General features: G+C 70.3%; 26 protein-coding genes. 2 read left to right on the top strand and 24 right to left on the bottom strand.

Annotated elements, in window-relative coordinates:
- Positions 1 to 6 precede the first annotated feature (6 nt).
- The 13 genes from AC069H_RS23570 to pyrR form a co-directional block, all read right to left on the bottom strand.
- On the bottom strand, positions 7 to 2097 hold the full coding sequence (locus AC069H_RS23570; RefSeq protein WP_478233836.1) for a primosomal protein N': 2091 nt from the start codon (positions 2095 to 2097) through the stop codon (positions 7 to 9).
- Positions 2098 to 2311: 214 nt separating this feature from the next.
- A complete protein-coding gene (metK, locus tag AC069H_RS23565; RefSeq protein WP_478227609.1) occupies positions 2312 to 3514 on the bottom strand; it encodes a methionine adenosyltransferase in 1203 nt (400 codons plus the stop codon).
- Positions 3515 to 3610: 96 nt separating this feature from the next.
- Positions 3611 to 4831: a bifunctional phosphopantothenoylcysteine decarboxylase/phosphopantothenate--cysteine ligase CoaBC gene (coaBC, locus tag AC069H_RS23560; RefSeq protein ID WP_478233835.1), complete on the bottom strand. Its 1221-nt coding sequence runs from the start codon at positions 4829 to 4831 to the stop codon at positions 3611 to 3613.
- A gap of 59 nt (positions 4832 to 4890) precedes the next feature.
- The gene (gene rpoZ / locus AC069H_RS23555; RefSeq protein ID WP_005152353.1) at positions 4891 to 5160 is read right to left on the bottom strand and encodes a DNA-directed RNA polymerase subunit omega; all 270 of its coding nucleotides are present in this window, start codon (positions 5158 to 5160) and stop codon (positions 4891 to 4893) included.
- Between the two features lie 23 nt (positions 5161 to 5183).
- Entirely contained in the window at positions 5184 to 5813 is a 630-nt protein-coding gene (gene gmk / locus AC069H_RS23550; RefSeq protein ID WP_478233834.1) for a guanylate kinase, read from the bottom strand.
- On the bottom strand, positions 5810 to 6127 hold the full coding sequence (gene mihF / locus AC069H_RS23545; protein WP_003096398.1) for an integration host factor, actinobacterial type: 318 nt from the start codon (positions 6125 to 6127) through the stop codon (positions 5810 to 5812). The genes gmk and mihF overlap by 4 nt, the downstream gene beginning before the upstream one ends.
- Positions 6128 to 6234: 107 nt before the next feature.
- The gene (pyrF, locus tag AC069H_RS23540) at positions 6235 to 7074 is read right to left on the bottom strand and encodes an orotidine-5'-phosphate decarboxylase (protein WP_478233833.1); all 840 of its coding nucleotides are present in this window, start codon (positions 7072 to 7074) and stop codon (positions 6235 to 6237) included.
- Positions 7071 to 10385 (bottom strand): carbamoyl-phosphate synthase large subunit, encoded by a 3315-nt coding sequence (carB, locus tag AC069H_RS23535; RefSeq protein ID WP_478233832.1) that lies wholly within the window; start codon positions 10383 to 10385, stop codon positions 7071 to 7073. The genes pyrF and carB overlap by 4 nt, the downstream gene beginning before the upstream one ends.
- Positions 10385 to 11518 (bottom strand): glutamine-hydrolyzing carbamoyl-phosphate synthase small subunit, encoded by a 1134-nt coding sequence (carA, locus tag AC069H_RS23530; protein ID WP_478233831.1) that lies wholly within the window; start codon positions 11516 to 11518, stop codon positions 10385 to 10387. Before carA ends, carB begins: the two co-directional genes overlap by 1 nt.
- The gene (locus AC069H_RS23525) at positions 11518 to 12027 is read right to left on the bottom strand and encodes a PH-like domain-containing protein (RefSeq protein ID WP_478233830.1); all 510 of its coding nucleotides are present in this window, start codon (positions 12025 to 12027) and stop codon (positions 11518 to 11520) included. Before AC069H_RS23525 ends, carA begins: the two co-directional genes overlap by 1 nt.
- Entirely contained in the window at positions 12024 to 13316 is a 1293-nt protein-coding gene (locus tag AC069H_RS23520; protein ID WP_478233829.1) for a dihydroorotase, read from the bottom strand. The genes AC069H_RS23525 and AC069H_RS23520 overlap by 4 nt, the downstream gene beginning before the upstream one ends.
- Before the next feature lie 82 nt (positions 13317 to 13398).
- Complete coding sequence (locus AC069H_RS23515) at positions 13399 to 14331, bottom strand: aspartate carbamoyltransferase catalytic subunit (protein ID WP_478233828.1); 933 nt, start codon at positions 14329 to 14331, stop codon at positions 13399 to 13401.
- Positions 14328 to 14924: a bifunctional pyr operon transcriptional regulator/uracil phosphoribosyltransferase PyrR gene (gene pyrR, locus AC069H_RS23510; RefSeq protein WP_034311664.1), complete on the bottom strand. Its 597-nt coding sequence runs from the start codon at positions 14922 to 14924 to the stop codon at positions 14328 to 14330. The genes AC069H_RS23515 and pyrR overlap by 4 nt, the downstream gene beginning before the upstream one ends.
- A 260-nt stretch (positions 14925 to 15184) precedes the next feature.
- On the opposite strand from pyrR, the gene bldD reads away from it, so the two are divergent.
- A complete protein-coding gene (bldD, locus tag AC069H_RS23505) occupies positions 15185 to 15673 on the top strand; it encodes a transcriptional regulator BldD (protein WP_003096372.1) in 489 nt (162 codons plus the stop codon).
- A gap of 109 nt (positions 15674 to 15782) precedes the next feature.
- Here bldD and nusB read toward each other — a convergent pair whose 3' ends face one another.
- The 3 genes from nusB to AC069H_RS23490 are packed head-to-tail and all read right to left on the bottom strand — an operon-like array spanning position 15783 to position 17940.
- Entirely contained in the window at positions 15783 to 16247 is a 465-nt protein-coding gene (gene nusB, locus AC069H_RS23500) for a transcription antitermination factor NusB (RefSeq protein WP_005152382.1), read from the bottom strand.
- Positions 16247 to 16810 carry an elongation factor P gene (efp, locus tag AC069H_RS23495; protein ID WP_005152384.1) on the bottom strand — a complete coding sequence of 188 codons (564 nt, stop codon included), beginning with the start codon at positions 16808 to 16810 and terminating at the stop codon, positions 16247 to 16249. The genes nusB and efp overlap by 1 nt, the downstream gene beginning before the upstream one ends.
- A gap of 38 nt (positions 16811 to 16848) precedes the next feature.
- Positions 16849 to 17940 carry a M24 family metallopeptidase gene (locus AC069H_RS23490; protein WP_478227493.1) on the bottom strand — a complete coding sequence of 364 codons (1092 nt, stop codon included), beginning with the start codon at positions 17938 to 17940 and terminating at the stop codon, positions 16849 to 16851.
- 194 nt (positions 17941 to 18134) lie between these two features.
- Here AC069H_RS23490 and AC069H_RS23485 point away from each other — a divergent pair, with 194 nt between their 5' ends.
- Entirely contained in the window at positions 18135 to 18572 is a 438-nt protein-coding gene (locus AC069H_RS23485) for a B-4DMT family transporter (RefSeq protein WP_192745269.1), read from the top strand.
- Here AC069H_RS23485 and AC069H_RS23480 read toward each other — a convergent pair.
- From AC069H_RS23480 to AC069H_RS23445, 8 genes are read right to left on the bottom strand one after another with little or no spacing between them, the layout of a single operon-like run.
- On the bottom strand, positions 18527 to 20011 hold the full coding sequence (locus AC069H_RS23480) for a glycoside hydrolase family protein (protein WP_478233866.1): 1485 nt from the start codon (positions 20009 to 20011) through the stop codon (positions 18527 to 18529). The two genes, AC069H_RS23485 and AC069H_RS23480, sit on opposite strands and share 46 nt — an antisense overlap.
- A 60-nt stretch (positions 20012 to 20071) precedes the next feature.
- Positions 20072 to 20998 (bottom strand): GNAT family N-acetyltransferase, encoded by a 927-nt coding sequence (locus AC069H_RS23475; RefSeq protein ID WP_478233827.1) that lies wholly within the window; start codon positions 20996 to 20998, stop codon positions 20072 to 20074.
- Complete coding sequence (gene aroQ / locus AC069H_RS23470) at positions 20995 to 21426, bottom strand: type II 3-dehydroquinate dehydratase (protein WP_478233826.1); 432 nt, start codon at positions 21424 to 21426, stop codon at positions 20995 to 20997. The genes AC069H_RS23475 and aroQ overlap by 4 nt, the downstream gene beginning before the upstream one ends.
- Entirely contained in the window at positions 21423 to 22532 is a 1110-nt protein-coding gene (aroB, locus tag AC069H_RS23465; RefSeq protein ID WP_478233825.1) for a 3-dehydroquinate synthase, read from the bottom strand. The genes aroQ and aroB overlap by 4 nt, the downstream gene beginning before the upstream one ends.
- An 8-nt stretch (positions 22533 to 22540) precedes the next feature.
- Positions 22541 to 22948: an FxLYD domain-containing protein gene (locus AC069H_RS23460; protein WP_478233824.1), complete on the bottom strand. Its 408-nt coding sequence runs from the start codon at positions 22946 to 22948 to the stop codon at positions 22541 to 22543.
- Positions 22945 to 23469, bottom strand: a complete 525-nt coding sequence (locus tag AC069H_RS23455; protein WP_478233823.1) for a shikimate kinase — start codon at positions 23467 to 23469, stop codon at positions 22945 to 22947. Before AC069H_RS23455 ends, AC069H_RS23460 begins: the two co-directional genes overlap by 4 nt.
- A complete protein-coding gene (aroC, locus tag AC069H_RS23450; protein WP_125675055.1) occupies positions 23466 to 24653 on the bottom strand; it encodes a chorismate synthase in 1188 nt (395 codons plus the stop codon). Before aroC ends, AC069H_RS23455 begins: the two co-directional genes overlap by 4 nt.
- A gap of 47 nt (positions 24654 to 24700) precedes the next feature.
- Entirely contained in the window at positions 24701 to 25312 is a 612-nt protein-coding gene (locus AC069H_RS23445; RefSeq protein WP_478227486.1) for a prepilin peptidase, read from the bottom strand.
- Between the last annotated feature and the right edge of the window lie 495 nt (positions 25313 to 25807).

Below are 25807 nucleotides of genomic sequence, written 5' to 3'. Positions count from 1 at the left end.
CGGAGGTTAGATGAGCTCCAGAGGGTCCAGCTGGATCCGGATGGGCTCGGACGCCTTGCGCGCGTCCCGGCGGGCGGCGGCCGCGTGGATCGCGGCGGCGAGCGCCTTCCCGTCCGGACGCGCGACGCGCACCAGTGCCCGTTCGCGTTCGGCGTTGCCGTCCTCGTCGACGTCTCCGAGCGGCACCGGGCCCAGCACCTCGCCGGTCTCCGGGAGGGCGAGGTCGTCGAGCAATCCGGCGACCGCGTCCGGCGTGCCCTCGACGCTCGCCATCCGCATCGCGGGCGGGAACCCGAGTTCGCGCCGCTCGGCAAGCTCCAGGCTCGCGTGCCAGCCCGGGTCCCAGCGCACCAGCGCCTGCACCACCGAAAGGCCCGCTTCCGCGCCGACGAACACGCGACCGCCTTCGGTCCCCGGTCGCACCAGGGCCGCCGCCGCCATCCAGCGGCGCAGGGTCTCCTCCCCCGCGCGCAGGTCCTGCCGCCCCAGCAGCGCCCAGCCGTCCAGCAGCAGCGCCGCGCCGTAGCCGCCTTCCGCGACCGGCTCGGCGCCCGGCGTGCACACCACCAGCGCCGGTTTCCCGGGTACCGAAGCCAAAACCTCCGTCGCACCCGAAGTACGCACGGGGAATCCGGAGAACGCGCGGCCCAGCTCCTCCGCGGTGCGCTTGGAGCCCACGACGACCGCCCGCAGCCGTACCGAACCGCAAGCCGCGCAATGGAAGTTCGTCTCGGGGACGCCGCACCACCGGCAGGCCGGCGGCCTCGGCGCGCCGTCGATCAGCCCGCCCGGCAAGGAAAGCGGACCCGCGCAACGACGGCAGTGCGCCGACGTCCGGCAGTTGCCGCAAGCGAGCCCCGGAACGTAACCGCGACGCGGAACCTGGACCAGCACAGGGAATCCGCCGGCCAACGACTGCCGCGCCGCCTCGAACGCGACCGATGGGAGCCGCGCGGCCTTCGCCGCTTCGTCCCGGGCGACGTCGAAGTCCTCACCGACCGGCGTGACCCTCGGCGCGGCCGCCCGCAGCTCGGGGCGGGCCGCCACGAGAGGCTGCGCCCAGCCTGATTCCACCAGGAACTGCGCCTCGGCGGTGCGCGCGAAACCGGCGACGAGCATGGAGCCCTTCGCGGTGTGCGCGCGATCCATCAGCACGTCGCGAACATGGGGGTACGGCGCGTGCTGGTCGAGGTGGACGTCGTCGCCGTCGTCCCACACCACGAAGAGGCCCGGATCGGCGACCGGCGCGAACATCGCCGCGCGCGTGCCGACGACGACGCGCACCGCGCCGCGCAGCACCGCGAGCCACCGGCGATAGCGCTCGGCGGGGCCGAGCCCGGCGATCAGCGCGACCACGGAATCGGCGCCCAGCAAGGAAACGCACGCGTCGTGGAGCCGCGTCAGGTCGCGGTGGTCGGGAACGACCATGACGACACCCCGGCCCGCGGCGGCCGCGACGGCGGCGGCTTCGGCGAGGCGGCGAGGCCAGTCCTCGCCCGGCAGCGCCTGCCAAACGGCGTTGGCCGGCCGCCGTTCCGCGACGGCTTCCAGGAACGCCGGACCGCTCTGGTACTTCTCCCAGGCGGTCGTTTCGGGTGGCTCCGGCGTCTGCGCGGGTTCGGCGGGCGGTTCGGCCTCGACCTTCGCGTGCCGGGACGGGATCGCGAGCCGCAGAACGTCGCTGAGCGTGCCGCCGTACCGGTCCGCGACGGACCGGCAGAGGGTGTGCAGCGCCGGAGGCAGCACCGGCTCGCTGGAGGTCACCCGGTCGATGTACGCGAGCTTGCCGGTGAACTCCGTGGCGTCGGTGCGCTCGACGAGGTACCCGTCGACGAGCTGGCCCGCGAACCGGACGCGTACCCGGCAGCCGGGCACGGCGGCTTCGTGCAACTTCTCCGGGATCCGGTAGTCGAAGGTCCGGTCGAGGTGCGTGAGCGGGATGTCCACGACGATCCGCGCGACCGGGTTCTCGGGCGCGGGGTTCTGCGCGCCGCGACGGCTGGCCGTTTTCGCGCGCGCCGGCTTGGCCTTCCGCGACGGCTCGGCTTTCGGCTCCGGAAGGTCCCACAGCGGGGTCGGTTCGGGACTGCTGCTCACCCGGTGATCTCTACCAGACTCCGTCGCCACTGCCTGTCACCGCGTGCGATGAACGGTCCGTTACTTGCGAATTTTGCAAGCAACGGACCGTTCATCGCACACGCTCCTGGGGCACATGTCGCGCTGGTCAGGGCCCTCCGCCACATCAGCCGGTGACGTAGTGAAGGCCTCCTTCCCTACCCTCAAGGTAGGCAAGGAGGCCTTCACGGACGGATCAGGCGCCTGCGGCCGACTTCAGGTCCGCGGCCCGCGCCGTGCTCTCCCACGGGAGCTCCAGCTCGGGACGGCCGAAGTGGCCGTACGCGGCCGTCGGCGCGTAAATCGGGCGGAGCAGGTCGAGGTCGCGGATGATCGCGGCCGGACGCAGGTCGAAGACCTCCTGGATGGCGGCCTGGATCTTCGACGGGTCGACCGTCTCGGTGCCGAAGGTCTCGACGAAGAGGCCCACCGGGGCCGCCTTGCCGATCGCGTACGCCACCTGCACCTCGGCACGCGAGGCGAGACCGGCGGCGATGACGTTCTTCGCCACCCAGCGCATCGCGTACGCGGCCGAGCGGTCCACCTTGGAGGGGTCCTTGCCGGAGAACGCGCCGCCACCGTGACGGGCCATGCCGCCGTAGGTGTCGACGATGATCTTGCGGCCGGTCAGGCCCGCGTCACCCATCGGACCGCCGATGACGAAGCGGCCGGTCGGGTTGACCAGCAGCCGCACGTTGGAGGTGTCGAGACCGAGCTCGGCGATCTCCGGGGCGACCACGTGCTCGCGGACGTCGACGCCGAGCATCTGCTCGAGGTCGATGCCGTCGGCGTGCTGGGTGGACACGACCACCGTGTCGAGCCGCACCGGCTGGTCGCCGGCGTACTCGATGGTGACCTGGGTCTTGCCGTCCGGGCGCAGGTACGGCAGCACGCCTTCCTTGCGGACCCTGGTCAGGCGCTGCGAGAGCCGGTGCGCCAGCGCGATCGGCAGCGGCATCAGCTCGGGGGTGTCCGAGCAGGCGTAGCCGAACATCAGGCCCTGGTCGCCCGCGCCCTGACGGTTGATCTCGTCCTCGTCGGACTCGACGCGGGACTCGTACGCCGTGTCGACGCCCTGCGCGATGTCCGGCGACTGGGAGCCGATCGCGACGTTGACGCCGCAGGAGTTGCCGTCGAAGCCCTTGGCCGAAGAGTCGTAGCCGATCTTCAGGATCACGTCGCGGACGATGGTCGGGATGTCCGCGTAGGCCTCGGTGGTCACCTCGCCGGCGACGTGCACCTGCCCGGTGGTGATGAGGGTTTCGACCGCGACCCGGCTGCGCGGGTCTTTAGCCAGCAGACCGTCCAGGATCGAGTCGCTGATGGCATCGCAAATTTTGTCGGGATGACCTTCGGTCACCGATTCCGACGTGAACAGTCTGCTCGTGGACGCGCTCACGGTGGCCGTCACTCCCTCACCTAGACGTCTGATGCCCAGTAAGTTAGGCACCCCTCAGCTTGCAATCAAGCCTACTGACTATCGCTTGGGGGACTCTCAACGCTTCATCAAGGTCACAACAGCATCCCACAATGTGGACGCGAGTTCGGCCTTGGCGCCGAGGGGGATCGGGATTTCGGTGCCGTCGGCCCCGAGCAGCCAGCCCGAGTTGTCCTCGGTCCCGAAGGCCTTCCCCTCACCGACGGCGTTCACCACCAGCAGGTCCGCACCCTTGCGCTTCAGTTTGACCCTGGCGTGATCAAGGACGCCACCCTTGTCGTCCCCGGTTTCCGCGGCGAAACCGACGACCACCTGGCCGTTTGTCCGGTTTCGCACCAGTTCGGCCAGGATGTCCGCGTTGCGCGCGAGCTCGACCACGGGATCCGGCGCGTCGTCGGACTTCTTGATCTTGTGGTCCGCCCGGTTCGATGGCCGGAAATCGGCGACGGCCGCGGCCATCACCACGACGTCGGCGGTGGCGGCCTCGGCGTGCATCGCCTGGCGCAGTTCCTCGGCGGTCGACACGTGGACGACCTTCGCGCCCGCGGGCTCCGGCAGCGCGATGGTGTGCGCGGCGACCAGGGTGACCTCGGCGCCGCGCTGGGCGGCGACCCGGGCGAGCGCGTAGCCCTGCTTGCCCGACGAGCGGTTGCCCAGATACCGGACCGGATCCAGTGGCTCGCGGGTGCCGCCCGCCGAAATGGCCACGCGCACGCCTTCGAGGTCGCGCGGGAGGGCCTTCGGCACGGCGAGCAGGAGCCGGGCGAGGTCGACGATCTCGGCGGGGTCGGCGAGCCGTCCCTTGCCGGTGTCCTTGCCGGTCAGCCTGCCGGCGGCGGGTTCGGCGACGATCAGGCCGCGCGAGCGCAGCAACGCCACGTTGTCACGGGTGGCCGGGTGCTCCCACATCTCGGTGTGCATCGCCGGGAAGAAGGCGACCGGGCACCGGGCGGTGAGCAGGGTGTTGGTCAGCAGGTCGTCCGCGATGCCGTGCGCGGCCTTGGCGAGCAGGTTCGCCGTGGCGGGCACGACGATCACCAGGTCGGCTTCCTTGCCGACGCGGACGTGCTGGACCTCGGGCACTTCGGTGAACACGCCGGTGTTCACCGGGTTCCCGGACAGTGCCTCGAAGGTGGCCGCGCCGACGAAGTTCAGCGCGGCTTCGGTAGGGACCACGCGGACGTCGTGACCGGATTCGGTCAGTCCGCGCAGGACCTCACAGGCCTTGTAGGCGGCGATCCCGCCACCTACGCCCAGGACGACCTTGGGTTTACTCAACGGTGTTCTCGGCAGAGTCGCGCCGGGTCACCTTGACAGCCGCCGTGGCCATCGAGTCCCTACTCACCCTCGGTGTGCTCGAGCAGGCCGCCGTGGATCTCGCGCAGGGCGATGGAGAGCGGCTTCTCGCGCGGGCCCGGCTCGACGAGCGGGCCGACGTACTCCAGCAGGCCCTCGCCCAGCTGGGCGTAGTAGTCGTTGATCTGGCGAGCGCGCTTGGCCGAGTAGATCACCAGCGCGTACTTCGAGCTGACCTTCTCGAGGAGGTCGTCGATGGGCGGGTTGGTGATGCCTTCGAGCTCTTCGTGCAGCGTGGCCTGAGTCGTCACTCGTGGTGCTCCGAATCTTCGGTCTAGTTGTCGCCGGTTATCAAGTTTAGCAACTGCTCAGCGGCCTCTCGCACGTCGGCGTTGACAACGCGCTCGTCGAACTCCCCGGCGGCGGCGAGTTCGCGTTCGGCCTCGGCCAGCCTGGCCTTCACCGCGGCCTCGTTTTCGGTGCCGCGGCCGGTCAGCCTGCCGACCAGTTCTTCCCACGACGGCGGCATCAGCATCACCAGCCGGGCCTCCGGCATCGCCTTGCGGACCTGCCGCGCGCCCTGGAGTTCGATCTCCAGGATGGCGTTGCGGCCTTCGGCGAGCACCCGCTCGACGGGCCCGCGCGGGGTGCCGTAGCAGTTGCCCGCGAACTCGGCGTGTTCCAGCAGTTCGCCGTCGGCGACCATTCGGTCGAACTCGGCCCGGTCGATGAAGTGGTAGTGCTCGCCGTCCACCTCACCCGGCCTCGGCTTCCTGGTGGTCACCGAGACGCTGAAATAGATCTCCGGATCCAGCTTGCGCAGCTCCTTGGCCACGCTCGACTTCCCGACTCCCGAAGGCCCCGATACGACCGTGAGCCGGTGCCGGGATGCAACTCCCGCCACCGGCTCACCGCCGCGGTCAGCGCCCGGGTTCACCGGGTGGTCCTGACCGGTGCCGCTCACTCGCCGCTGAATTCGGCCAGCAGCGCCTTGCGCTGCCGGTCGCCGAGGCCGCGAAGACGACGGCTGGGTGCGATCTCCAGTCGTTCCATGGTCTGCTGGGCACGGACCTTGCCGACGCCCGGAAGAGCCTCGAGCAGAGCCGAGACCTTCATCTTGCCGAGGACTTCGTTCTCCTCGGCCTGCTTCAACACGTCGACCAGAGTGGTACCGCCCCGCTTCAGCCGCTCCTTCAGCTCAGCACGGATGCGGCGGGCGGCGGCGGCCTTCTCCAGCGCCGCAGCGCGCTGTTCCTCTGTCAGCTGGGGAAGTGCCACGTTTTCCTCCGGTAGTTCTCAAATCTGGGTGGGTGTGGCGACGGTACCCACCCGTTACCTCGGCCCACAATGCGGGGGTGGCTGGTCATGACGGATTCCCGAGCCTGCTATTGGCCATTTTCCAGGGGACCGAGGGAATCCCGGGTCCGCCGAACGGCCGCACGCAGAGCTTCGGGGTCCGGCCCGTGCCTGAGGACGTCGCGGGACGACGCGGGCAGCACACCCGGCAGTCCCGGCCCGAAAAGGGCCCGCAAATCGGCCGGAGTGGCCCCCTGTGCCCCGAAACCGGGCGCCAGGACGGGACCGTTCAGCTTGCCCAGATCGAGCTCTCCCGGCGCGATGGTGGCGCCGACGACGACACCGATGTCACCCAAGGGCCCGACACCCGCGTTGTACGCGGCCGCGGTGTCGACGATGTCCTGCGCGACGGTTTTTCCGTTGGACAGCAAGGCGTTCTGCAATCCCTGCGCCTCCGGGTTCGAGGTGCGCGCGAGGACGAAGAGCCCCTTGCCCTGTGCCTGCGCGACATCGATCGCGGGGGCGAGCGAGCCGAATCCGAGGTACGGCGACACCGTGATGGCGTCCGCCTCGAGTTCCGCGCCGCCGGGCAGGAACGCCGCCGTGTACGCCGCCATCGTCGAGCCGATGTCGCCGCGTTTGACGTCCAGCAGGACGAGCGCGCCCGCCTCCCGGCACACCTTGATCGTCTTGGCCAGAACGGCGACCCCAGGCGGCCCGTAGGCCTCGAAAAAGGCCGACTGGGGTTTGATCACCGCGACCTCGGGCGCGAGCGTCTCAGCGGCCGTGAGCGCGAATTTCTCCAGTCCGCCCGCGTCCGCCGGGAGCCCCCACGCCTGGAGCAGCCCGGGATGGGGGTCGATCCCGGCGCAGAGCGGCCCCTTCTCCGCGACCGCCAGCGCCAGCCTCGCCCCGAACCGTTCGCTCATGCCTTGGCCTTCAGCGCCGCCTGCAGGCTCTGCAGCGACCGCACACCGATGTCGCCCTTGATGACGGCCTCTATCCCGTGCACGGCCGCCGCCGCGCCCTGCACCGTGGTGATGCAGGGGATGTCCCGCGACACCGCGGCGGTGCGGATCTCGTAGCCGTCGATGCGGGGACCGCTGTTGCCGTACGGGGTGTTGATCACCATCTGCACTTCGCCGCTGAGGATGACGTCCACGACGTTTTGTTCGCCTTCAGCCGAACCTTCGTAGTGCTTGCGCACGACGGTGCAGGCGATCCCGTTGCGCCGCAACACTTCCGCGGTGCCGGACGTGGCGAGGATCTCGAAGCCGAGGTCCGCCAGCCGCTTCACCGGGAACACCAGCGAACGCTTGTCGCGGTTGGCGACGGAGACGAATACCTTGCCCGACGTCGGCAGCGAACCGTAGGCACCGGCCTGCGACTTGGCGAACGCCTTGCCGAAGGAGACGTCCACGCCCATGACCTCGCCGGTGGACTTCATCTCCGGGCCGAGCAGCGAGTCGACGCCGTGGCCCTCGGGCGTGCGGAACCGGTGGAACGGCAGGACCGCCTCCTTGACCGCGACCGGCGAATCGGCGGGCATGTGGCCGCCGTCACCCTCGGCCGGGAGGACGCCGGACTCGCGCAGATCCTTGATCGACGAGCCGGTCATGATCAGCGCCGCGGCCTTCGCCAGCGGCACCGCGGTCGCCTTCGACACGAACGGCACCGTCCGCGACGCGCGCGGGTTGGCCTCCAGGACGTACAGGACGTCGTCCTTGAGCGCGTACTGGACGTTCAGGAGCCCGCGGACGCCGACGCCGCGCGCGATGGCCTCGGTCGAGCGGCGCACCGTCTCGATGTCGGTCCGGCCCAGCGTGATCGGCGGCAGCGCGCACGAGGAGTCGCCGGAGTGGATCCCGGCCTCCTCGATGTGCTCCATGACGCCGCCGAGGAAGAGCTCGTCGCCGTCGAACAGCGCGTCGACGTCGATCTCGATGGCGTCGTCGAGGAACCGGTCCACCAGCACCGGGTGCTCGGGGGTGACCTCGGTGGCGCGGTGGATGTAGCCGGCGAGGGATTCCTCGTCGTAGACGATCTCCATGCCGCGCCCGCCGAGCACGTAGGACGGCCGCACGAGGACCGGGTAGCCGATCTGGTCGGCGATCCGCTTCGCGCCCTCGAACGAGGTCGCCGTGCCGTACTTCGGCGCGGGCAGCCCGGCGTCGGTGAGGACCTCGCCGAACGCGCCGCGGTCCTCGGCGAGGTGGATCGCGTCCGGGGAGGTGCCGATCACCGGGACACCGGCGTCGGCGAGGCGCTTCGCGAGCGAGAGCGGGGTCTGGCCGCCCAGCTGCACGATGACCCCGGCGACGGTGCCCGACTCCTGCTCGGCGTTGACCACTTCGAGGACGTCCTCGAACGACAGCGGCTCGAAGTAGAGCCGGTCCGAGGTGTCGTAGTCGGTGGAGACGGTCTCGGGGTTGCAGTTGACCATGACGGCCTCGAAACCGGCCTCGCGCAGGGCGATCGCGGCGTGCACGCACGAGTAGTCGAACTCGATGCCCTGCCCGATGCGGTTCGGCCCGGAGCCGAGGATCAGCACCTTCGGCTTGTCGGTCTGCGCGGTGATCTCCGACTGCGCCGCGGGGTCGGTCTCGTAAGCCGAGTAGTGGTACGGCGTCTTGGCCGCGAACTCGGCCGCGCAGGTGTCGACGGTCTTGTACACCGGCCGCACCCCGAGACGGCGGCGCAGCGCGCGGACGCCGTCCTCCCCCGCCAGTTCCGGCCGCAGCGAGGCGATCTGGCGGTCGGAGAGGCCGATCCGCTTGGCGCGCCGCAGCAGCGGCTCGTCGAGTACCTGGGCGTCGCGGACCTCGGCGCCGACCTCGCCGATGAGGGCGATCTGGTCGATGAACCAGGGGTCGATCCCCGAGGCCTCGTGCACCTGCTGGACCGTGGCGCCGAACCGCAGCGCCCGCTCGACCTCGTAGAGGCGCCCGTCGTGCGGCGTGCGCAGGGACTCCAGTACGGACTCCAGCGTCGCGCCTTCGGGGTCGGGGCGGGTCCAGAAGCCGGTGGCCTTGGTGTCGATGGACCGCAGGGCCTTGCCGAGCGCCTCGGGGAAGCTGCGGCCGAACGACATCGCCTCGCCGACGCTCTTCATCGTCGTGGTCAGCGTCGGGTCCGCGCCGGGGAACTTCTCGAAGGCGAACCGCGGCACCTTCACCACGACGTAGTCCAGCGTCGGCTCGAAGGCCGCCGGGGTCTCGCCGGTGATGTCGTTGCGGATCTCGTCGAGGGTGTAGCCGATGGCGAGCTTCGCGGCGATCTTGGCGATCGGGAAACCGGTCGCCTTCGACGCCAGCGCGCTCGACCGCGACACGCGGGGGTTCATCTCGATGACGACCATGCGGCCGTCCTCGGGGTTGATCGCGAACTGGATGTTGCAGCCGCCGGTGTCGACGCCGACCTCGCGCAGCACGGCGATGCCGACGTCGCGCATGTGCTGGTACTCGCGGTCGGTCAGGGTCATCGCGGGCGCGACGGTGACCGAGTCGCCGGTGTGCACGCCCATCGCGTCGATGTTCTCGATCGAGCAGACGACCACCACGTTGTCGTGCCGGTCGCGCATGAGCTCGAGTTCGAACTCCTTCCAGCCGAGGACGCTCTCCTCGATGAGCACCTCGGTGACCGGCGACTCGGTGAGGCCGGTGGAGGCGAGGCGCTCCAGTTCCTCGTCGGTGTGCGCCATGCCCGAGCCGAGCCCGCCCATGGTGAACGACGGCCGGATGACCACCGGGAGGCCGACCTCGGCGACGGTCGCGCGGACCTCGTCCATGTCGTGGCAGACCCGCGACCGCGGCACCTCGGCGCCGATCGTGCGGACGATGTCCTTGAACTTCTGCCGGTCCTCGCCGCGCTGGATGGCGTCGACGTCGGCGCCGATCAGCTCGACGCCGTACTTCTCCAGGACACCGCGCTCGTGCAGGGCGACGGCGCAGTTCAGCGCCGTCTGCCCGCCGAGGGTCGCGAGGATCGCGTCGGGGCGCTCCTCGGCGATGACCTTCTCGACGAATTCCGGGGTGACCGGCTCGATGTAGGTGGCGTCGGCGAACTCGGGGTCGGTCATGATGGTCGCCGGGTTCGAGTTCACCAGCGAGACGCGCAGTCCCTCTTCGCGGAGTACGCGGCAGGCCTGGGTGCCGGAGTAGTCGAACTCCGCCGCCTGGCCGATCACGATCGGCCCGGAGCCGATCACCAGCACGTGCTGGATGTCTGTCCTCTTCGGCATTACTTGGCCTTCTCCATCAAGCTCACGAACTCATCGAACAGGGGGGCCGCGTCGTGCGGACCGGCGGCGGCCTCGGGGTGGTACTGCACCGAGAACGCGGGGACGTCGAACGCGCGGACACCTTCGACGGTGTCGTCGTTCGGGCAGTAGTGCGAGATCTGCGCGGCGCCGAACGGCGTCTCGAAGCGCTGGCCCGGCTCGCCTTCGAGGGCGAAACCGTGGTTCTGCGCGGTGATCGCGACCCGTTTGGTGGCCACGTCGATCACCGGGATGTTGATCCCGCGGTGGCCGTAGCGCATCTTGTAGGTGCCCAGTCCCAGCGCGCGGCCGAGGATCTGGTTGCCGAAGCAGATGCCGAACAGCGGGATCTCCCGCTGCAGCACCGATTTCGTCAGCTCCGTGGCATGCGCGGTGGTCGCAGGGTCGCCGGGACCGTTGGACAGGAACACCCCGTCCGGCTCCACGGCGAGCAGTTCGTCCACAGTGGATGACGAGGGCAGCACGTGCACCTCGATGCCGCGGGCGGCCATCAGGCGCGGGGTGTTGGACTTGATGCCCAGGTCCAGCGCGGCCACGCGGAACTTCCGCTCGCCCTGCGCCTCGACGACGTACGCCTGCTTCGTGGTGACTTCGCCGGCGAGGTCGGCGCCCTTCATCTGCGGGCTCGCCTGTACCTGCGCGAGCATCTCCTCGTCGGTGCCGAGCGCGTCACCCGAGAAGACACCGGACCGCATGGCGCCCTGCTCGCGCAGATGCCGGGTCAGCGTGCGGGTGTCCACTTCGGAGATCCCGACGACGCCCTGGCGCTCCAGTTCCTCGTCCAGCGTGCGCTTGGAACGCCAGTTGGAGGGGGTACGCGCCGGGTCGCGGACGACGTAGCCCGAGACCCAGATGCGCGAGGACTCGTCGTCTTCGTCGTTCCAGCCGGTGTTGCCGATCTGCGGCGCGGTCTGGACCACGATCTGCCGGTGGTAGGAGGGGTCGGTCAGCGTCTCCTGGTAGCCGGTCATGCCGGTGCAGAACACCGCCTCGCCCAGGCTCCGGCCGCGGGCGCCGTAGGCCGAGCCGCGGAACACGCGGCCGTCTTCGAGGACCAGTGCGGCGGGGGTCCTGGCGCTGTTCACGGTGCTCATCAGGCACCTCCCTTGATGTCGTTGCGAGTGTCTTGCAAAGCTTCGATCCACTGTGGATAGTCGTCGACGTCGTCGCCGCGGAATCCGGTGTCCAGTTCGACGTCCCCGGCCAGCCAGGTGATGACGAGCAGCGCGTCGATGCCCATCACCTTCCCGGCCATCCCCTTGCCCTTGCGGACGCCGGTGACGGACGCGCGCGGGATCCAGAAGTCCGGGGCGCCGCCGCGTTCGATGGCGATGCCGTCTTCGTGCAGGCGCCACACCGCGCCGGTGCGCAGGCCGGCGCCGCGGGTGACGACGCGGTCCTGCCAGTGCCCGGCGGTCGTCGTGCTGACGTAGAGGCCGGTCGATTCGAGCAGTGCTTCGCCGGGCTCCGCGGGGATCTGCGGGAACGGCGGCACCTGCACGCTCTGCGCCCGGGACTTGCGCCGCCAGCCGCGCCACATCAGGAACACGCAGAAGAGGAAGAAGGCGAAGACCGCCAGGGTCAGCAGGATCCGGTCACTCATTGCGCGATCTTCCCTTCCCGCGCGGTGATCCGCCCGCGCAGCAACGTCGCCGTCACCACGCCGGGGAGCCGCATTCCTTCGTACGGGGTGTTGGCCGCGATGCTCGCGAACTCGGCCCCTCGCACGGTCCATTCGGTGTCCGGGTCCACCAGCGTCAGGTTGGCGGGTTCGCCGACCTCGATCGGGCGGCCGTGGTCGGACAGGTTGCCGATCTCGGCGGGCCGCTCGCTCATCACCCGCGCGACGCCCCGCCAGTCCAGCAGGCCGGTGCGGACCATGGTCTCGACCACGATCGACAGCGCGGTCTGCAGACCGAGCATGCCCGGCCGGGCAGAGCTCCACTCGCAGTCCTTGTCCTGGACCGCGTGCGGCGCGTGGTCCGTGGCGACGCAGTCGATGACGCCCTCGGCCAGTGCGGCGCGCAGCTTCTCGGCGTCGGACTCGGTGCGCAGCGGCGGGTTGACCTTGTTGACCGGGTCGTAGGTCGCGAGCCGCTCGTCGGTCAGCAGCAGATGGTGCGGGGTGACCTCGGCCGAGACCTTGGTGCCGCGGTCCTTGGCCCATTTGAGGATGTCCGCGGTGCCCGCGGTCGAAACATGGCAGACGTGCAGCCGCGCGTTCGCGTGCTCGGCGAGCAGGCAGTCGCGGGCGACGATCGACTCCTCCGCCGAGGCGGGCCAGCCGGTGTAACCCAGGCGCGCGGCCTGCTCGCCTTCGTGCGCCTGCGCGCCGACGGTCAGCCGCGGCTCCTCGGCGTGCTGGGCGATGACCACGCCGAGCGCCGTCGAGTATTCCAGCGCGCGGCGCATGAGCAGCGGATCCGCGACGCAGAGACCGTCGTCGGAGAAGACCTTCACCTGGGCTTCGGACTTCGCCATGGTGCCCAGTTCGGCGAGCTTCTCGCCGTTGAGCCCCACGGTGACCGCGCCGACCGGGTGCACGTCGACCAGCCCGGCCTCCTGGCCGCGGCGCCACACGTGGTCGACGATCACCGCGTTGTCGGCCACCGGGTCGGTGTTGGCCATGGCGAACACCGCGGTGTAGCCGCCGAGCGCCGCCGCGGCCGAACCGGTGGCGATGGTCTCGGTGTCCTCGCGGCCGGGTTCGCGCAGGTGGGTGTGCAGGTCGACGAAACCGGGGAGCAGCACCTGGCCGCCCGCCTCGATGACTTCGGCGTCGTCCGGGGTGTCGAGGGATCCGATGTCGGTGATGACCCCGTCCTCGACGAGTACGTCGACCGGATCGCCCTCGCCGTAGGGGCGGGCGCCCTTGATCAGGACGGTGGTCACGCGGCTACTCCTTTGCCGGTCTGCGCACGTTCGTGCGCCTGTGCGCTCTCGGGGCGATTCGCGAACCGCGAAGTCCTCGACTTCATGCGTCGACCCCTTCGCTGGCGAGCAGGTGGTAGAGGACCGCCATGCGCACGTGGACGCCGTTGCGGACCTGTTCGGTGATGGCCGAGGCCGGGGAGTCGGCGACCGCCGAGGCGATCTCCATCCCGCGCAGCATCGGGCCGGGGTGCAGGACGACGGCGTGCTCGGGCAGGAGCTTCATCCGCCGTTCGTTGAGGCCGTACGCGATCGAGTACTCGCGCGCGGAGGGGAAGAAGCCCCCGTGCATGCGTTCAGCCTGGACCCGCAGCATCATGACCGCGTCGAGCGCGGGCAGTTCGGCGTCGAGTTCGTGCGACACCGTCACCGGCAGACTCTCCACGCCGGCGGGCAGCAGCGTCGGCGGCGCGACGAGCACCACCTCCGCGCCCAGCGCGGACAGCAGGTGGATGTTCGACCGCGCGACCCGGCTGTGCAGGACGTCGCCGACGATCCCGATGCGGCGGCCCTCGAATGAACCGAGGCGCTCCCGCAGCGTGGCCGCGTCGAGCAACGCCTGCGTCGGATGCTCATGGGTGCCGTCCCCGGCGTTGACCACCGCCGTCCCCGCTTCGGCGAGCCAGCCCGAAAGCCGCTGCGCCGCACCGGAGGCGGGGTGCCGGATGATCACGCAGTCGGCGCCGGCCGCGGCCAGCGTCAGCGCGGTGTCCCGCAGCGATTCGCCCTTGTTGACCGAGGAACTGGACGCGGAGACGTTGATCACGTCGGCGCTCATCCACTTCCCCGCGATCTCGAACGAGACGCGGGTGCGGGTCGAGTTCTCGTAGAACAGCGTGATGACGGTGCGGCCGCGCAACGTCGGCAGTTTGCGGACCTCGCGGCCCAGCAAGGTGTGCTTGAGCTCTTCGGCGGTGTCCAGCACGGCTGTCGCGAGCGCCGGGTCGAGCCCGTCGGTGGCGAGCAGGTGCTTCACGATCGATCTCCTTCTGGTTGCGCGCGAAGCAGAACCGAGTCCCGTCCGTCCACTTCGGACAGCAGAACCTCGATCCCCTCGGCGCGCGAGGTGGGCACGTTCTTGCCCACGTAGTCGGCGCGGATCGGCAGTTCGCGGTGGCCGCGGTCGACCAGCACGGCCAGCTGGACCGCGCGCGGGCGGCCGTGGTCGCGCAGGGCGTCGAGGGCGGCGCGGATGGTACGGCCGGAGAACAGCACGTCGTCGACCAGGATCACCACCGCGTCGTCGATACCGGTCGGCGGCAGCTGCGAATGTTCGAGCGCGCGGGGCGGGCGGCGGCGGAGATCATCACGGTAGAGCGTGATGTCCAGCGCGCCGGTCGGCGGACGGATGCCGGAGAACTCGGCGATCTTGTCCGCGAGCCGCAGGGCGAGCGGGGTTCCCCTGGTGGGGATGCCCAGCAACACGGGCGGAGTCGAGCCACCGGCACCGAGAGCGGTCTTCTCGATGACCTGGTGGGCCATTCGGGCGATCGTGCGCGCGACATCGCCGGACGAGAGCAGCTCGCGCTCTCCCGCCGGTTCCGCCGCGCCACGCGGGCGTGACGACAAGGCGGACCTCCTTCCCCGCCTCTCTGGACGGGTCCTTAAAGGACGTCGACTTCCTGCGTAGCGAGGAAATCTCCCCGACACTAGCAGGAGCGATCGCTCATTCTTACGAGTGGCGCGCCCCAGGTGACGAAGGCCTCTCGAAAGCACCCGCTTGACCTGGTGACAACTATGCGTAACCATTACTCTGAGTATTCGACTCTAGGAGTCCCCTGGACCGGTCACCCCGACCGGTTGGGGGTGAGGAAACGGAGAACCACCAGATGGGCGATTACGCCAAGGCGCTCGGGGCCAAGCTCCGCGGGATCCGCCAGCAGCAGGGTCTGTCCCTGCACGGGGTCGAGCAGAAGTCCGGAGGCCGCTGGAAGGCCGTCGTCGTCGGTTCGTACGAGCGCGGGGATCGCGCCGTCACCGTGCAGAAGCTCGCCGAGCTCGCCGATTTCTACGGCGTCCCGGTGGTCGAGCTGCTGCCGGAGGGCCGGGTGCCGTCGGGCGCGGAACCCGCCACGAAGATCGTCATCAACCTGGAGCGTCTCCAGCAGCTCCCGGCGGAGAAGGTCGGTCCACTCGCCCGCTACGCGGCCACCATCCAGAGCCAGCGCGGCGACTACAACGGCAAGGTGCTCTCGATCCGCACCGAGGACCTCCGTTCGCTGGCGATCATCTACGACATGACCCCCGGCGAGCTCACCGAGCAGCTGATCGACTGGGGTGTGCTGCCGCCCGAGGCTCGACCGTCCAAAGAGGACTAGAGATGGCGACGTTTTCGGTCCGGGGGGACCGGAAACGCCAACCGGCACCACCGAGCACGAGAACGGGCCGTGCCCTCGGCAGAGGACACGGCCCGTTGTCGTACGTCTTCTAGAGGACCGCGCGCAGCCGGTCGGCGATCGTACCGATCCGGCCGAGCACGCCGTTCACGAAGCGCGGCGAGTCGTCGGTCGACAGCTCCTTCGCCAGCCCGACGGCCTCGTCGATGGCGACCGGGTCCGGCACGTCCTCGGCCCACAGCAGTTCGTAGACGCCGACGCGGAGCACCGCCAGGTCCACCGGCGGCATCCGGTCCAGCGTCCAGCCCTGAGCGTGCTCGGAGAGCAGCTCGTCGATCTGGGTCTTGCGGCCCGTGACGCCCTCGACCAGCGAGATCGTGTAGTCCGCGATCGGGTCGACCTCGACCGAACCGACCCGGTCCGCCAGCAGCGTCACCGCGTCGGCACCGCGCTGGGCGGCTTCGTACATCATCTCGACCGCCCGCTTGCGGGCCTGGCGACGGCTGATCGGCCCACCGCGGTTCGGCGACTTGCCGGACTTGTCTGAACCGGCCATCAGCTGGAGACGCGGCCCAGGTAGCGGCCGTCACGGGTGTCGACCTTGATCTTCTCGCCGGTGGTGAGGAACAGCGGCACCTGGATCTCGGCGCCGGTCTCCAGGGTGGCGGGCTTGGTGCCACCGGTGGAACGGTCGCCCTGCAGGCCGGGGTCGGTGTGCTGGACGATCAGCTCGACCGAGGTCGGCAGCTCGATGTACAGCGGGACGCCCTCGTGCACCGCGACCTGGACCTCGAAGTTCTCGAGGAGGTAGTTCGCGTTGTCGCCGACGGTCTCGGCCAGGACGGTGATCTGGTCGTAGGTCTCCGCGTCCATGAACACGAAGTCCGCGCCGTCCTTGTACAGGTACGTCATGTTGCGGCGGTCGACGGTGGCCGTGTCGACCTTCGTCCCCGCGTTGAAGGTCTTGTCGACGACCTTGCCGGTCAGCACGTGCTTGAGCGTCGTGCGGACGAACGCGCCGCCCTTGCCCGGCTTGACGTGCTGGAACGCGGTGACGGTCCAGAGCTGGCCGTCGAGGTTGAGGACGAGCCCGTTCTTCAGGTCGTTGGTGGTGGCCACGAGTGTGCAGTCTCCTGTGTCGATCTTCCGGGCCGCCGTCAGACGACCACGAGTTCCTTGGTGCTCAGCGTGAGGAGTTCGGGCGTACCTTCCCGCACGACCAGCGTGTCCTCGATGCGCACGCCTCCGCGTCCGGGCAGATACACACCAGGCTCGACGGTGACGGCCATACCGGCGGACAGTGTACCGACGCCGGTCGCGGCGAGGCTGGGCGCCTCGTGCACCTGCAGCCCGACGCCGTGGCCGAGCCCGTGGCCGAACTCCTCGCCGCGCCCCGCGCCCACGATCACGCCACGGGCCGCCTTGTCCACTTCGGACACTTCGGCGCCGGGGAGGACGGCGTCACAGCCCGCCGCCTGCGCGCGCTGGACCAGCTCGTAGATCTCCTCCTGCCAGGCCGCGGGCTTGCCGAGCACGAACGTGCGGGTCATGTCGGAGTGGTAGCCGTCGACCGTGGCGCCGAAATCGATCTTGACGAAGTCGCCGGTCGCCAGCACGGCCGAGGTGGGCCGGTGATGCGGGATCGCGGAGTTGGCGCCCGCCGCGACGATCGTGTCGAAGGACGGCCCGGTCGACCCGTGGCCGAGCATGCGATTCTCGAGGTCACGGGCGACGTCCAGCTCGGTCCGGCCCGGCCGGAGCCCGCCGGCGGACACCAGGTCCTCCAGCGCCCGGTCGGCCGCCGCGCACGCCTGGCGCAGCGCCTCGATCTCCTGCTCGTCCTTGACCAGCCGCAGCCGCTCGACGAGCCCGGGCGTCCGCACCAGCTCGACGCGGTCGAAGCGGACCTTGAGGTCCTCGTGCTGCTCGACACTGACGTGCTGGCTCTCGAATCCTGTCTTGCCGAAGTGTTTTCCGGCCGCCAGATCGGCGAGCTTCGCCGCGCTCGCGCGGTCGAGCACCCGCTCGAGGTCGGGCACCTCCGTCGCCGACTGGACCGTGTAGCGGCCGTCGGTGCAGAAGATCGTCTTGTCGTCGCCGCTCCCGTGGACGAGGAGAGCGGCGTTGGACCCGGTGAAGCCGGTCAGGTACCTGATGTTGAGCAGGTCCGTGACCAGCAGCGCGTCCACCCCGGAGTCGGCCAGCAGGGAACGCAGCGCCGCGCGGCGGCGAGAGAAGTATTCACGCACGTGATGGAGTTTAGGGGGTTCGCTGCCGGTGGCACGCGTTTCGCCGACCACTTGCGCCGGGTGTGGTGCCCGGTGGTCCGTGAAGGCCTCCTTCCCTACCCTCAAAGTAGGGAAGGAGGCCTTCACGGACCTTTCGCCCGCTATCAAGGGCCGCGCGGGCGTGACCATCGCTACTGGCGAGTTAAACTCCCCCAATGGCACCGTGGCTGACTCGTGGACTCGTGATGGCGCTGCTGCACGGCGCGGCCGTCACCGTGCTGGCCAAGTACGAGGTCTTCAACCCCACCGACAAGACCCTCGTCACCGCCCTCACCCTCGCCGTCCTGGTCGGCGCGGCCGCGGGCTGGGGCGCCGTGGACGCCTGGCAGGGCAAACCCGAACGCGGCAAGAACTGGTTCATCGCGGCGCTGATCGCCGGTCCGGTCTCGGGCGTGCTGTACGTGATCGGCCGCGCGGTATTCGTCGATCAGACCGGCGCTTCGGAGCTCGGCGGCGCGCTCACCGGCGGCGCCGCCTTCTCGGCCCTGCTGGTGCTCATCCCGGCCGGGCTCGGCCTGTTCGTCGGCGGCCGCATCACCAAGGCCGATCAGCCCGCGAGCGAGAAACCCGCCGGGAAGCCGTCCCAGGCCTGATCGGCGATCTTCTCGACGGCCGAGTCGTTCAGCGCCGCCGCCCCGCCGTCCGGCAGCGCGAAGAGCTTGCCGTCGAGCACCACGCCGAACCCCCGGCCTGGCGCGTGCACCACCCTCGCCCCGGCGCTCAACCGTGCCGCCCGCGGGAGGTTGTCGACGGCCTTGAGCCGCTCGTTCAGCACCTCGCCCGCGAGCGCCGCCGCCACCGAGCGCCGGTCGACCCGGACCAGGGTGCCGTCGGCCACCAGGTCGATGGTCCGCTGCGGCGACGGCATCGCGACGCCTTCGAACGAGGTCCGGATCCGGGCCTCGTCCTCGCACGCCCGCGAACCGCGGACGTCCAGGCCGAAGTACTTGAGGTCGGTCGGCGCCCCCGCGCCGCCGATGACGGTGGCGCGGACGACGTCGAACGGGACCCGATCGCAGACGTCGCCCGAGGAGAGCGGCGCGTGCCCGTCGGGCCGCCGGACCAGCCCTGGGCCTTCCTTCCACACGCCGGGGATGATCGCCTGCCGGTACGGCTGCGCGGAGAAGTCTCTGGTCCAGAACGTGAGGCTGGTGCCCTTTTCGGTCTCGTGCGCGATCACGAAGGCGTCGAGCGAACCGACCCACATCAGGTCGGTGCTGAACCCGTCGACCAGCGAACGGGTGCGCGGCGAGGTCGTGCTGGACTTGGCGAGGAAGCCCTGCTCCCCCAGCGTTTCCACGTTCCGGGTGAACGCCGCGTCCTTGGCGCGGAGCAGGAACTGCCCGGCGCCGTTCCATCCGGCGCCCTTCGCTGTGGTGTCGGTGAAGAGCACGTAGAACCAACCGTCGAGGTACACCGCCGAGGGCTGGCCCGCGCCGTAAACGTTGTCGCGGTGCACGTCGTGCGACGGCCCGATGATCGGCTTCCCGCCGGCCGCCCGCGTCCACGTGAGCCCGTCCGGGCTGGTCGCGAGGCCGATCGAGTTGCCGAGCGCGTGGTCGCCCGCCGCGCCGGTGTAGTACATGTAGTAGGTCGAGCCGACCTTGATCACCGACGGATCGCAGGTGTGCATGCCGTCGAAACCGCCGGGCGCGCCCGAGAACACCGCCGCCGGGCCACCACCGGACGGGCCGGTGAACGGACCGTCGAGCGAGGGCGACTGCGCGTAGAGGACGTCGTCGCCGGGCGGCTGGGCGCTGCCGTACTGGCTGCACCACCACATCTTGAGTTTGCCGCCATCCCGCATCACGGTCGGGCTGTAGTTGTAGACCGCGTCCTGATCGCCCGCGGCCACCACACCGCCGCTGGCTCGCGGATCGCTCGTCACGAGCTCGACGTTCATCCGGCGCGGCTTTTCCTTGGGCGCCTGCTGGGCTCCGCCGATCCCGCCGCCCTTGCCGTCGGCCTGGGACTGCACCGTGCCGTCGCTGCACGCCACGAGGACCGCGCCGGCCGCGAAGAGGGCCACCACGGCACGGGCGGGTCGCCGACCCCCACGAAAAAGGCGCATGATGGCCGAGTGTAGCGAGGCTTAGCCCTGTCGAGTGACGTCAGTACCCGGGAGAGCGACCAATTCCACTTCGAAGCCATCGGCGTTTTCGAAGTAGGCGGCGTAGTGGTGATCACCGCCCGCATACGGATACTTGTCCGCGAACATCGGCGACCAGTCGTGTTCGAGGGCCTTCGCGGCCAGTTCGTTCACCCGTTCGCGGGACTCGACGTGCAGGGCGAGATGGTTCAGGCCCGGGGCGGTGCGCTCGTGCTTTTCGCCGCTGAGCGCGGGAGAACGCTCGACGACGAGATAGGTCGCGCCGTGTTTCCAGCTGACCCCGGCGGGCCAGCGCTGGAACTCGCGCCAGCCGAGTTCGCCGAGCAGCCAGCCCCAGCTCTCCTCCGCGCGGCCGAGATCGGGCACCCACAGCTCGATGTGGTGCGCGCGGCCGTGGTCCGAAGGCAGCGCGACGAAGACCCGGTGCGGCCCGCTGCCGTAGTGGTCTCCACCGCCGACGTCGAGGAAACCCAAGCGCCGCACCAGGTTCTGACTGGCCACATTGGACTCGCCGACCAGCGCCCACACCGACGACAGGCCGAGTCCGACGAGTCCGTGCTCCAGCAGGGCCTTCGCGGCCTCGGTCGCGAGGCCTTGCCCGCCGTGCGCACGGGCCAGGTAGTAGCCGATCTCCGGCACGTCGCCGGGCAGTTCCTGCGACGGCCGCAGATGCGCGAGGCCGATCACCTCGTCGTCGCGTTCGATCACCCAGTGCCCCATCCCCGCCGGGCCGTCGTAGGACAACCCGCGGCCGACCATTTCGCGGACACGGTCCGGCTCGGTGAGAGGCACCGCGAAATGCGAGCTCATCGCCGGGTCGGCGAAGAGCTTGACGATCGCGTCGGTGTCCGCCTCCGTCAGCGCGTGTAACCGCAGTCTCGCCGTCTCAAGCGTGGGAGGGTTGTTCATGCCGCGTTCGCGGCCATCCAGCGCAGGGCCAGCGGGTACCCGTCGACCCCGAGCCCGGCGATCACGGCGGTGGCGATATCCGACAGCACGCTGTGGTGCCGGAACTGCTCACGTTTGTGCACGTTGGAGATGTGCAGCTCGATCAGCGGCGCCGTGAGCTGGGCGGCGGCGTCGCGGACCGCGATCGAGTAGTGCGTCCACGCGGCGGCGTTGAGCACCACCGGCCACCCCGCGTCGGCGGCCTCGTGCAGCCAGCCGACCATCTCGCCCTCGTGGTCGGTCTGCCGGACCTCGACGTCGATCCCCAGCTCCTTGCCGGTTTCGACACAGATGGAGACCAGATCCGCGTGCGTGGCCGAACCGTAGATACCGGGTTCGCGCAGGCCGAGCCTGCCGAGGTTGGGACCGTTGAGGACGAGCACCTTCACAGCAGCACGCTCCCGCCGGGCTTGGGGGCTTCACCGGCCACCACCGAGTACGCGGCGGCGAGCAGCGACGGGTCCGGGCCTTCCAGCCTGCCGGGTTTGGCGAGCCCGTCGAGGACGACGAAACGCAGCACACCCGAACGGGTCTTCTTGTCGCCCTTCATCGTCTCCAGCAGCTGCGGGAGAGCGTCCGGGTCGTAAGTGGTCGGCAGGCCCAGCAGCTTGAGCACGGACGAGTGCCGCTCGGCGGTGGCGTCGTCGAGACGGCCGGCCAGGCGCGCGAGTTCGGCGGCGAACACCAGGCCGACGCTGACCGCCGCGCCGTGGCGCCACCGGTACCGCTCGCGGCGCTCGATGGCGTGGGCGAGCGTGTGCCCGTAGTTGAGGATCTCGCGCAGATCCGACTCGCGCAGATCGGAGGCGACGACGTCGGCCTTGACCTGGATCGAGCGGTGGACCAGCTCGCCGAGGACCTCGCCGGTGGTGTCCAGCGCCGCGGCGGGATCCTGCTCGACGAGTTCGACGATCCGCGGGTCGGCGATGAACCCGGCCTTGACCACCTCGGCCATTCCGGCGACGAGTTCGTTGGGGGGCAACGTTTCCAGCGTCGCGAGGTCGACGAGGACCGCGCTCGGCTCGTGGAAGACGCCGACCAGGTTCTTGCCCGCCTCGGTGTTGATGCCGGTCTTCCCGCCGAGGGAGGCGTCGACCATGCCCAGCAGCGTGGTGGGCACGTTGACCAGGCGGACGCCGCGCATCCAGGTGGCGGCGACGAACCCGGCGAGGTCGGTCACGGCGCCGCCACCGAGCCCGACGACCACGCCCTGGCGGTCGAGGCCGATGCGGCCGAGGACCTCCCAGCAGAAGCTGGCGACGGTGAGCGCCTTGCCGTCCTCGGCGTCGGGGATCTCGACCCGGTGCGCGTCGATCCCGGCCTCGGCCAGCTCGTCGCGGATGGCCTCGGCGGTGGTCGTCAGCGTCGGCGGGTGGATCAGCGCGACCTTGGAGGCGTCGGCGAGCTGCTCGGTGAGCTCGCCCAGCAGGCCTCGGCCGATGACGACGTCGTAGGGCTTGGCGGTGTTGACGGTGATGCGGACCGGCTCGGTCATCGTTCCCCTCACTTCGGCGGAAGCCGCTTGGCCCTCGCGACCTCGCAGGTGATCTTGCCCTTGACCGGGGTGTCCCCCGGGATCTCTTCGGTCACCGTCTGGCCGGGCGTCATCCGGTTCTTCGCGAACAACGCCTCCCCGGAGGCCTTGCCGTCGGCGTCCTTGATCGCGATGGTGACGGCGTACCGCGCGTCTTCCGCGGTGTTGTTGGTGACCTCGATGGTGATCTTCGGGGTGTAGCCGCCGCTGTCGCATTTGGTGACCTTGACGTCGGCCGCGACATCCGCCTCCGGCGCGGCGCTGGTGGCCGCACTCGTCTGGATCACGTCCGCGCCGGGAGGTTGCCTTTCCTCACCACACGCGGTCAGGGTCAGGGCCACGACGGCGAGCAGGACGCCTGCGGTCGTGCGTTTCATGCTCGGTCCTTGCTGATCTCGTTCAGCCCGATGAGGGCGGCCTCGACGACCTCGTCGGCGGTCAGGTGGTCGGTCTCGATCTCGAACGTGGCGACCTCGCGGTACACCGGCAGGCGCGCGTCGAGGAGCGCCTTGTAGGTGGCGCGGGGGTTCACCCCGGCCAGCAGCGGGCGCGCGGTCGAGAGCCCGGCGCGCTGGACGCCCGCGGCCATCCCGACGTTGAGGAAGACCACGGTGTGCCCGGCGAGGCGTTCGCGGGTGCCCGGCGTGATCGGCGCTCCCCCGCCCAGCGAGAGGACGCCTTCGTGCTCGGCCAGCGCCTTCGCGACCATCTCCTCCTCCAGCGCGCGGAAGGCGGGCTCGCCCTCCTCGGCGAAGATGTCGGTGATGGGCTTGCCCGCGCTCGCGACGATGTCGTCGTCGCTGTCGCGGAAGGCGAGACCGAGCCGGGCGGCGAGCGCCGGGCCGACCGTGCTCTTGCCCGAGCCCGGCGGCCCGATGATCACCGCGCGAGGAGTCACCAGCGCTCCTCGAGCGCCTTCAGGTAGGCCTCTGCGTTGCGCTTGCCCTCGGCCAGCGAGTCGCCGCCGAACTTCTCCAGCGCGGCGTCCGCGAGCACCAGCGCGACCACCGACTCCAGCACGACCCCGGCACGGGGCACCGCGCAGACGTCGGAACGCTGGTGGATGGCCACCGCGGGTTCGCCGGTGGTGACATCCACAGTGGACAGTGCTTTGGGGACGGTCGAGATCGGCTTCATGGCGACGCGCACGCGCAGCGGCTCACCGTTGGTGATACCGCCTTCGAGGCCGCCCGCGCGGTTGGACCGGCGGGTCACCCCGACCGGGCCGGTGCCGCGGTCGATCTCGTCGTGAGCCTGGCTGCCCCACCGCTTGGCCGTGGTGAAGCCGTCGCCGACCTCCACGCCCTTCATCGCCTGGACGCCCATGAGCGCGCCGGCGAGGCGGGCGTCGAGCCTGCGGTCCCAGTGGACGTGCGAGCCGAGGCCCGGCGGCAGGCCGTAGGCGATGACCTCGATCACGCCGCCGACGGTGTCACCCGCCTTCCGCACGGCGTCGACCTCGGCGACCATCGCGTCGGTCCCCTCCTGACCGAAGGCACGGACCGGGCTCTCGTCGATGGCGGGCAGGTCCGACGGGACCGGCAGCGGCCCCTCGGGGGCCGACGCACCGCCGATGGACACGACGTGGCTGAGGATCTCGACCCCGAGCAGCTGCTTGAGGTACGCACGGGCCACCGTGCCGAGCGCCGTGCGGGACGCCGTCTCACGGGCGCTCGCGCGCTCCAGCACCGGACGGGCCTCGGGGAAGCCGTACTTCTGCATCCCCGGCAGATCCGCGTGGCCGGGCCGGGGACGGGTCAGCGGCTCGTTGCGCGCGAGGCCTTCCAGCTCCTCGGCGGGCACGGGATCGGCCGACATGACCTTCTCCCATTTGGGCCACTCGGCGTTCTCGATCTGGACCGCGACGGGGCCGCCCTGGGTGAGCCCGTGCCGGACGCCGCCGGTGAACTCGATGTGGTCGGTCTCGAAGCCCATCCGGGGGCTACGGCCGAAGCCGAGCCTCCGGCGCGCGAGCTGCTCGCCCACTTCGGCGGTGGTGACCTCGACCCCGGCGGGCATCCCTTCCAGGATGGCGGCGAGGGCGGGTCCGTGCGATTCCCCTGCGGTTATCCAGCGCAACACCTGACAGATCCTGTCACAACCTCCTCTCTGTCCCGGTACAGGCCGGGCTATCCCGGACCGGGTCCGGCGAAGACGGCGAGCGCCCACGCCGCGACCAGGAGACCGGGCCCGTGCGGCACCGTGGGATGCCGGGGGCCGCCCACCGCGAGCGCCACGCTCAGTAACGCGGCGGCGACGGCGCCGAGCACGATCGACGGCCAGCCCGTCGCGGCCAGGACCGCGCCCAGGCTGCCCGCGAGCTTCACGTCTCCGGCGCCGAGCGAGCGCGGCGACAACGCGTGGACGAGCGCGTGCGCCCCGCCGAAGACCAGCGCGCCGAGCACGGCCCGCCACGCGATGGCGGCCCCTCCCCCGTGCGCGGCGATCGCGAGGGCGGCGGCCAGTGCCGGGTACGCGGGCAGGGTCAAAACGTCGGGCAGGCGGCGGTACTTCAGGTCGGCGAGCGCCAGCGGGACGGCGAAGACGGTCAGCACGGCCGGGACGGCGAGCCACCACGACGGCCAGGCACCGGCGTCGTACCGCAGCCAGACCACGACGAGCGCCGCCGCGGCGATGGCGGCCGCCCACGCCGTGACCGGCGCTCCCGCCCGGCGCAGGCAGGAGCGCGTGGCGAGCGCCGATCCGGCGCCCGCCACCGCGATGGCGATCGGCGTGAACACAAGATCAAGAGTGCGCCCGTCGCGCTCGGTGAGACAAGAATTTCTTTTCGTGACAGGAACTTTCACGCACTTTCGGCAGGCCGGGCGCGGGTGCTGAAGTCGTGAACGGGCCGTTCAGGGACGTGGGCGCGTCGCGGCGGGCGTGGACTGAAGGGGCCCTTCACTGCGTCGCATGTGGCGAAGGGAGCTTTCGCCGCATGACGCGTGGTGAAAGCGTCCTTCGGCCCCGGTCGGCGGCAGCGTGCGGTATGGCCGCTCACATGAGTGCGATTCGGATTCTGCCGCAAGGGCGCGGACGGGGCCCGCAGAGCCCTGAGTGTCCTCACGAGACGCTTTCCGCCGACCGAATGCCCGATTTATGTACCTGTGACCGATTCCAATGGGGGTCGTGAGTGGCAAAGAGGGTTAGAACCCTCTTTGCCACCCCCGACCCCCGTCCAGACCCTCGCAAACGCCTCAAACCAGGGAACGTCAACCCAAGAAGAGGCCCTTTTT

This window comes from Amycolatopsis sp. NPDC043887 (genome assembly GCF_056435665.1).
Note: the sequence above shows the minus strand (reverse complement) of the source record. Positions and strands in the feature narration are given on the sequence as shown.